Here is an 8,036-nt window from a genome sequence, read left to right on the forward strand (position 1 = left end):
ATGGTATATATGCGGAATGGAAAATGATGAAGAAGGATGTCATCGATTTTTATCCAGATGTTTATGTTGGAAGGCTTGCATGCAGGAATAGTTTTGAAGTAAAGAAAATGGTTGAGAAAATAATAACGTATGAAACAACCACGTATGGACAGGAATGGTTCAAAAAGTTTGTCGGCATAGCCGGTGACACATTCGCATATCCAGACGATCCATATTATGAAGGAGAACTTGGAGTGTCAGTGACAGTGGGATATCTTGAAGACAATGGATTTGATATTACAACGCTTTTTACTTCTGATGGTACACTGGGTACACTAACGGGTGCAAACGATATAATCGATGCCATCAGCCAGGGATGCGGCTTCTTAAATTTTGAAGGCCATGGCAATCCGATGAGCTGGGCGAATCATCCTCCGCATGATGGGGATACATGGATTGGCATAGATGTGACACAATTTAATAAATTCTCAAATGAGGATATGTATCCTATTTGTATGGTCGGCGGATGCCACAACAGCCAGTTCAATGTAAGCCTGCTGAACCTCATGAAATTCAAGGAAATTAAAAATATCTATTACAAATCCGAGTGGTCTCCAGAATCTTGGAGCTGGTGGATGGCTAGGAAAATAGATGGAGGAGCAATAGCAACCATTGGGAGCACGGGGCTTGGATACGGAACGATAGGCGATGATGATAAAGATGGCATACCCGACTGCATACAATATCTTGGGGGATTTATAGACAGCGAGTTTTTCAGAGTTTATACAGATGGTACTGATATTCTCGGAGAAACGCATGGAACAGCAATAACAAATTATATAGCAAAATTCCCACCGATGAAAGATAAGATAGATGCCAAGACGGTAGAAGAGTGGTCATTACTTGGAGATCCTTCATTAAAGATAGGCGGCTATCCGAGCTAAACTTTCCCTCCCTCTTTTTATTTATTTTTTTGTTAAAATTTCGATGCCATTTTTTTTCACAAGTACATCATCTTCTATTCTTATACCCCACCTGTCTTTTAAGTAAATGCCCGGCTCAATGGTCAATACCGTTCCTTCTCTAAGTAATGTTTCATTTTTCCTGTGCATTGAAAAACCATCGTGCACTTCAAGACCCAACGAATGACCAACTGAATGTATCATCCTGCCCCGTCCTTTTTTCACAAACAGTTCATCAACCGCGTTATGAACATCTCCGGCTTTAATTCCTTCTTCAATCATATCGAATGCCATTTCCTGCCCTTCTCTCACCAGCTCATATGCCTTTTTCTGTTCGCTATTTTCCGAAATAAACGTTCTGGTCATATCAGAACAATATCTTTTATATCGTGCCCCGAAGTCGATAAGTGCAGGAAATTCAAATTTTTTTCTACCAGTAGAATAATGGGGCAGTGAAGAATTTTTGCCAAATGCAACAATGGTATCAAATGACGGCGCAGCCCCTTCTTTTTCCATCTGATAATTTATTTCTGCAAGAACGTCGCATTCCTTGACGTTATCCTCCAAATACGACGAAATTTTATGCGAAACATTTGCCGCTATTGTACAGGCCTTTTTTATTGTTTCTATTTCTGCATTATCTTTTACCATCCTCGCCTTGCGTATGGCATGCTCAACATCAAAAAAATTGGCTTCGGGAAACAACCGCCCGAGTTTTATAAAATTCGCATATGAAATTGATTTGCCATTTATCCCTATTCTTTTCCCATTTATCTTTTCTTTCAACAATCCCATTTTTTCCTGGCCGGTGGAAAATGTGCTCACATTTTTTTCTGCGGCGTGCTTTTCAAGTTCGGGGCATATCACTTCCACTTTTCCGTCAGGATACAATACAGCAGCAGAATTCTCAAACAGTCCATTCTCAAATCCTGTTACATAAAAAAAAGTCATATCTATCTGTGGATATGCTCCATTTATTATGAGTATTGCATCCGCTTCATTTATGCCCCCAAATATTTTTTTTACTCTTTCAATCATTTTCTCCCTTCATGTCAGCTATTACATCGCTTATTTTTCCTATCTCGGCTGGAGAAATCTCTTCGACCCTGCTATCTTTGTAAGGAATATCATCTATTTCATCCAGGTTGACAAGTTTTTCCACAAGCAATGCATTTTTTATCTTTTTTCTCCTGTGAGAAAACAATACTCGGGTTAAGTCATAAAAAATCTCTTCATTTTTTACCACAAATTTTGGCTTTCTTGGGATAACTTTAACTATACAGGAGTAAACCTTGGGTTCGGGGCGAAAAGCCGATGGGGGCACCACTTCCAGCATTTCCCAGTCGGCAGCATAGGAAGCCATAACAGAAAGGCGGGAATAATCTTCACTGCCAGGTTTTGCCACCAGGCGATCTGCAAACTCTTTCTGGTACATCAATATGCCAAGCTCAAAATCCTTTTTGAGGAGTTTAAAGGTTATGGGAGATGATATCTGATACGGCAGATTAGACACTACTTTATTGAATTCCAGACTATCAAAATCAATGTTCAGGGCATCACCACATATTACCTCTGCATTTGGTATGCCTCTCAGTGAACTTGCCAATCTAGCATCAATTTCTATTGCTATTACTTTTCCTGCATTTCTTGCAATTCTTTTCGTCAGCACCCCATATCCTGGACCAATCTCCAGTATGGTATCTTTATTTGAAAGAGAGGCATAACCAACCTGTCTCTCTGCAATTCTGTTATCTATTAAAAAGTGTTGCCCTCTCATTTTATTTTTTTTAGAGGTGCCCTAGTAAAAAGCCTGTATTTCTGGCCTGGATCCATTAATTCCTCTTCTATCCTTCTAGCAATAAGTTTTTCTGGATGGGTGAGGTGCTTCACCCTCGCTGAAATATTATCAAAACCTTTAAAAGGCTCTTTTTTCCTTCCTTCTACTATCTCATACATTGTCTTTTTGCCAAGCCCTGGAAGGAGTTCAAGGGCGTGATACCTCGTTGATATTGGTGGACATTCATTGTAGAATGTTACAAATTTTTTTTCGTTATTTTTTACGATATCTAGGATAACATACGGCAGCTCCCCATGAGCCGCGGCGGTCAACTCCCCATAATTTACCCGCCCCTTAACCTTTGCTATCTTCTTCCTTTTTTCTTTATCCTTTCCCACATAAACTCTCTCGCCTATTGCAAGTGAAACATTCCGTTTAGGCAGTAACTCCAATAATGTAAATTGATCTTCTCCGATACCATATGCTATAGATTCCTTCCGGTAGCCTAGCTTTCCCATCGATAGGTAATCTAAAATATAGACATAATCCTCCATATTTACCTCAGAGATACTCTCCAATTATCTCCAAAATCTTTTTTATCTCTTCCTTTGAGGGAACAAAAGTTTCTTTTGAGAAAATCGCCATGACATCTTCCTCATCCGTTGGCAGGAGATCTGCAATCTTATATGCCTGGTTTTTATTTATTTTTTCCACGCCCGTAAGTTTTTTAATCAATTCTTTTGTTTTACCTGCCGACAACTTTACTACTTTTTCGCTGTACTCCAGAGCTATTTTTTGTTCCCTTGTAAGCTCTTCTCTTTCCTTTCCTAGCTTGGCGAGCATATCTTTTACTTCCGCCAAAGAAACAACCTTCATTTTACACCTTTTTCATATGCTCAGGCCTTACAATTATGTTTTTTATCATATTTCCGTTTTTTATCTTTACTATATATGAATCCCCCCTCTTTTCTTCAATATCGCCTGTCTTCCCGTGATACCTGCGATGTGGTATGCCTTTATGTATTGACGGGTCTATAACTATGGAAACCTTCTCACCTTTTTCAAATTCCTGCAATGCCCTTGTAATGGGACTGAGCCCTCTTTCTCTTGGCTTTTTTCTAAGTATTTGCCGAGTTTTGCTTCTGGCTCCTCTCGATCTTCTCACCATCTTTATCACCAATACCTATTACATCCAATTTTTTTACGTTTATAGGACAACCTGCCAGCTCGCTCAATGACGGTTCTGTCCTGCCGCCATCTCCCGTTACCATTTCCTTTATATACGTACCTGATTCTGCCGTTACCGTCAACGTTATTTCATCCATTTTTTCTTCCTCTACCATTATATCCAATATTTTCCTTTTTCTTATCTTATCTGCTCTCCTATGGGCTACCCGGGATGGTGTCCTCTGATTTATATAGCAACCCCTTAATGCATTAACTGCTTCATTAACCTTTCCCTTTTCATTGAAGCTTGCTACAACACGGTATGTCTTGCTCAATTTTAAAGATTTTATTTCTTCTATTTCTTTCTTATCGGCGAAACGGAGTTGCGATACTTCAACTTTTTTCTTTCCAAAGCTGTTTATCTCCTTCTCAAGCATTGATAAATCAAGATTTCTTTTTTTTGGCTTCCTGACTTCAAGAATGAAAGGGCGGCCGTTTCCCAACATAAGCACGTCTATATCTTCCCTTCCTGCGCCGTGAAAATATTCCTCTTTCCCATCCGCCAGTTCAACAACCCTTTTTGCGATAATTTCCTCGACGCTTTCTTCATACATCTTTCCAGTTCCATGGCAGTAGTCACATCCAACGCCCTTACACTTCCTGCACGGCCATCTTGTCTGGGGTATACCTCTTATTAATTTCCTATACCGTCCATAGATGTAAATGGGCCTTATGTCTAATTCAACCTCATCATACTGGGTGTTTATTATTGCCGTTATATGGGAACGTATAAAATCCGCTTCTTTACCAGTATCAAGAGCGACAAGTTTTCCCACTTCCCTGTTTATCTCCTGTTTTATTGGCTCTCCGTAACCTGTTATCGCCGAGAGTTCTCCCTCTTTCACCAGAATTTCCTCATCCACCCGGCTCCCTACCAGAAATGTATCACATTCATAATTCCTCAGAGCATATACAACCAGTTTACTGAATTTTTTTATTTCCCCCATAAGCCCATTACAAAGCCAGCATTCTTTGGGTTCCACCGCTTCCAATCCCAGAGATTGCCTTATCCTTGCTCCCCTTTCCACGTTTTTTATTCCACATTCCACATTTGCAAATTGTCTTCCCAAGCAAGAATCGCAGAGGGAATAGGAAGAAAGCTTCCTTGCCCTGTTTATGACTTCCTCACTGCCTAACTTTACTTCGTCCATTGCACGCCAAATGGAGCGGTAGATTAAAAGAATTTGGTTATATTGTTATGCCTGTTCCTGCAATACGGGCAGATTTTTGCATCGAAAGGAATGGTTCTACCGCAGCTTGGACACATCCTACCTTTTTTCTCCTAGCCTGCCTTCTTTTCATAAAATGACGGTTCAGGCGGCCTAACTATGAGCCATATAATCAAACCAATGTATGGAAATAACAGTTCGATGATAAGCCATAACGCCCCATTTTCTTTCCTCACCTCCATATCCTTATACATCCATACAGCTATGGCAATCGATATTATGAATAGCATTATAGAGACAATACATTGTATTTTAGCGAGGATATCAACTCGCAGATAACTCTCTATTTAAATTCATGGGAATAATTTGTATTTGTACCAGAGTCAGAAAACTGTAGAAATAAATAGATATGTTTTTATACAAGAATTTAGTTAATAAATGGAACTTAATAAGGAGGGATAAATATGGGAAAATTAAGTAATGCAAAGGTTTTTGGAGGAATAGGGGCAATTCTTATGCTGGTTGGGGGGTTTATTCCATTTGCTCAGATGATACTGCCTATAATAGGACTGGTGCTTTTATTTGTGGCAGTAAAATATATTGCTGATGAAACAAAAGATGGAATTATATTCCGTAACTATCTGCTCTATTTTGTCTGCACCATTATTGCATTCATTGCATTAATAGCTGGATTGATAATTACAATTGGTGGCATAGGAATTATGTCAGAGTTAAAAGGAGAATTATCTGATATGGATGCTATTCTCTCGTTCCTAGGAGGTATTATGGCTTCTTTCATTGTGTTCTGGATATTACTCATTATAGGTACAGTCTATCTGAGAAAAAGTTACAACAATATAGCAAAACATACCAAGGTGAGTCTATTCAGAACAACGGGAACGGTTTACTTCATAGGTGCTATTACCCTCATTATATTCATAGGTGCCTTGATTTTACTGATAGCAAAAATACTGGAAATTGTGGCATTCTTCTCTTTGCCGGACAATCTACCGGCACCAAAAGAGACAATAGAAAGCGAAATAATATCGTAGGCCAGAGTTAAAACATCATGATACATACATTGATTTTGATTGTGACTCAGGCCAGCAAATGCTTCGACTATCTCTCTCGTTTCCTCACAAAACCTGCATTCATGCTCCTGAGTGAACATCACCAGTTTGGCATTCCCCGTGAGTTTTTCTTCAAATTATTTCCTCAAATACTCTTTGTCCCCACTACTTATCAGAGCCATACGCGGATAATTGCAGTTCATATATCAAACTTGGTGCGGCACAGACAAGGAATGAAAAGATAAAAATTTAAAGGAGAATGCCATTTTACATTATGCAGGCAGTAATACTGGCAGGCGGTTACGGTACACGGCTTGCCCCTCTTACTTATACGAGAGCAAAGCCGATGTTGCCCATCCTCAACAAACCTATGGTTCGTCACCTCATGGATTCCTTACCACAGGAAACGGAAATAATCCTTGCCACGAATTATAAAACCGAGCAGATAAAAAAATATTTTAAAGAGCAGAATAGAGAAATAATAATAAATAGAGAGCCGGAGCCTCTCGGAACTGGTGGTGCCACTAAATATGCAGAGGATTACATAAACGGAACTTTCATGGTTCTCAATGGTGACATCATATCTTCACTTAACATAAGGAAGTTTATCCGGTTCCATAAAAAAAATAAGGCGATGGCAACCATATCCCTCTGGCCGGTCAAAAATGTGTGGGAATTTGGGGTTGTGGCTTTAAAACCCGATGGCAGAATAACAAAGTTCGTGGAAAAGCCCAGCAGGAAGGAGGCGCCCTCCAACCTTATCAACGCAGGAGCGTACTGTCTCGAGCCGGAGATTCTTGATTATATAGAACAGGGCAGGATGGTTTCAATGGAGAAAGAAATATTCCCGAAAATAATAAAGGAAGGGAAGCGTTTTTACGGCCATACTTTCGACGGTTTCTGGATAGATGTGGGCCGTCCCGCCAGTTATATAGAAGCCAACAAAATACTTTTGAAAAGGAATGGAATAAGCTACATTACAGGGAAAAATTGCATTGTAAAGGGAAAATTAGAAGATAGTTGCATTGGGAATGGGACTGAAGTTGGGACTGAATCAAAAATAAATTCATCTGTTATATACGAAAATTCCACAATTGGGCCAAATGCGTTCATAGATAATTGTATAATAGGTTCTGACTGCAGTGTGGGCAGCAATACGTTATTAAGAAACGTGATTGTCGGAGACGGAGAAAAAATAGAAGAAAAGAAAAAATTGGAGAATATGTCTGTATGGAATAAGCCTGTGCCGGAAGGCTATCCGGACAGGCAGATAGGAAATGCATTAAAGGACGGCTAATAGAAGTGCTTTTCGTTTAAAACTACTTTTTTTACTTCAGCGTCCTTTTGTTATTCATCATTTCCATTATTTTCTCTCTCAAGCCATCCTTGCAAACCTCAGCCACACTTTTATACCCAAGCTCAGGATTTTCCTTTATGATTTTTTTCACAAGGTCATGCAATTCTGTCGGCAATGAAACGGTTGTATATCCTTCCATATTTTTTGTTATACAAAATTGATATATAAAATGTTGTTCTAGCAGAACAATTTTGTTCTCACAGGACAACAAAACCCAGTCTTGTAAAGTTTGTAAAAAGTAATTTTAATCTATATATATATCATAAATTTGTTATTAGTAAAAGTTAAATATTTATTTTGCATTTATTATATGACGGCTCTGGCGGAATGATAAAGGAACCTCACCGGAGGAGGCAAAAAAAGAGATGATGAAAGGAAGATGGAAAATATTGATCGCAATAGCGATTGTAGGGGTGTTAGCTATGCCAATGATGTCAGTGAAAGCAGCGGTTAATCCCCGATATCATGGAGATATTGTTTTTGCCGAGTGTAAAG

Annotated in this window: 11 protein-coding genes; 3 read left to right on the forward strand and 8 right to left on the reverse strand. The window is 39.2% G+C overall.

All coding sequences use genetic code 11. The features are described 5' to 3' along the window. A partial coding sequence (locus U9O96_04415; protein ID MEA2054343.1) for a C25 family cysteine peptidase occupies positions 1 to 923 on the forward strand: 923 nt, incomplete at its 5' end. 21 nt (positions 924 to 944) lie between these two features. On the opposite strand, the gene U9O96_04420 is transcribed toward U9O96_04415, so the two are convergent. From U9O96_04420 to U9O96_04450, 7 genes are all read right to left on the reverse strand, one after another. Further along, entirely contained in the window at positions 945 to 1,979 is a 1,035-nt protein-coding gene (locus tag U9O96_04420; protein MEA2054344.1) for a Xaa-Pro peptidase family protein, read from the reverse strand. Beyond that, on the reverse strand, positions 1,972 to 2,718 hold the full coding sequence (gene rsmA, locus U9O96_04425; GenBank protein ID MEA2054345.1) for a 16S rRNA (adenine(1518)-N(6)/adenine(1519)-N(6))-dimethyltransferase RsmA: 747 nt from the start codon (positions 2,716 to 2,718) through the stop codon (positions 1,972 to 1,974). Before rsmA ends, U9O96_04420 begins: the two co-directional genes overlap by 8 nt. Next, the gene (locus U9O96_04430) at positions 2,715 to 3,272 is read right to left on the reverse strand and encodes a DUF655 domain-containing protein (protein ID MEA2054346.1); all 558 of its coding nucleotides are present in this window, start codon (positions 3,270 to 3,272) and stop codon (positions 2,715 to 2,717) included. Before U9O96_04430 ends, rsmA begins: the two co-directional genes overlap by 4 nt. Positions 3,273 to 3,279: 7 nt before the next feature. Continuing rightward, positions 3,280 to 3,594, reverse strand: coding sequence for a DNA-directed RNA polymerase subunit F (locus tag U9O96_04435; GenBank protein MEA2054347.1), 315 nt, complete (start codon positions 3,592 to 3,594; stop codon positions 3,280 to 3,282). A gap of 1 nt (position 3,595) precedes the next feature. After that, a complete protein-coding gene (locus U9O96_04440; protein MEA2054348.1) occupies positions 3,596 to 3,886 on the reverse strand; it encodes a 50S ribosomal protein L21e in 291 nt (96 codons plus the stop codon). Continuing rightward, entirely contained in the window at positions 3,837 to 5,096 is a 1,260-nt protein-coding gene (locus U9O96_04445) for a tRNA pseudouridine(54/55) synthase Pus10 (protein MEA2054349.1), read from the reverse strand. Before U9O96_04445 ends, U9O96_04440 begins: the two co-directional genes overlap by 50 nt. 131 nt (positions 5,097 to 5,227) lie before the next feature. Further along, positions 5,228 to 5,404, reverse strand: coding sequence for a PLDc N-terminal domain-containing protein (locus U9O96_04450; protein MEA2054350.1), 177 nt, complete (start codon positions 5,402 to 5,404; stop codon positions 5,228 to 5,230). A gap of 174 nt (positions 5,405 to 5,578) precedes the next feature. Between U9O96_04450 and U9O96_04455 the strand changes: the two genes are divergently transcribed. Both U9O96_04455 and U9O96_04460 read left to right on the forward strand, forming a co-directional pair. Next, positions 5,579 to 6,166, forward strand: coding sequence for a DUF996 domain-containing protein (locus U9O96_04455; GenBank protein MEA2054351.1), 588 nt, complete (start codon positions 5,579 to 5,581; stop codon positions 6,164 to 6,166). A 292-nt stretch (positions 6,167 to 6,458) separates the two neighbouring features. Beyond that, positions 6,459 to 7,481, forward strand: a complete 1,023-nt coding sequence (locus U9O96_04460; protein ID MEA2054352.1) for an NDP-sugar synthase — start codon at positions 6,459 to 6,461, stop codon at positions 7,479 to 7,481. A 31-nt stretch (positions 7,482 to 7,512) separates the two neighbouring features. On the opposite strand, the gene U9O96_04465 is transcribed toward U9O96_04460, so the two are convergent. Further along, entirely contained in the window at positions 7,513 to 7,680 is a 168-nt protein-coding gene (locus U9O96_04465; GenBank protein ID MEA2054353.1) for a ribbon-helix-helix domain-containing protein, read from the reverse strand. Positions 7,681 to 8,036 lie beyond the last annotated feature (356 nt).

Source organism: Candidatus Thermoplasmatota archaeon (assembly GCA_034660695.1).
GTDB lineage: Archaea > Thermoplasmatota > E2 > UBA202 > DSCA01 > JAYEJS01.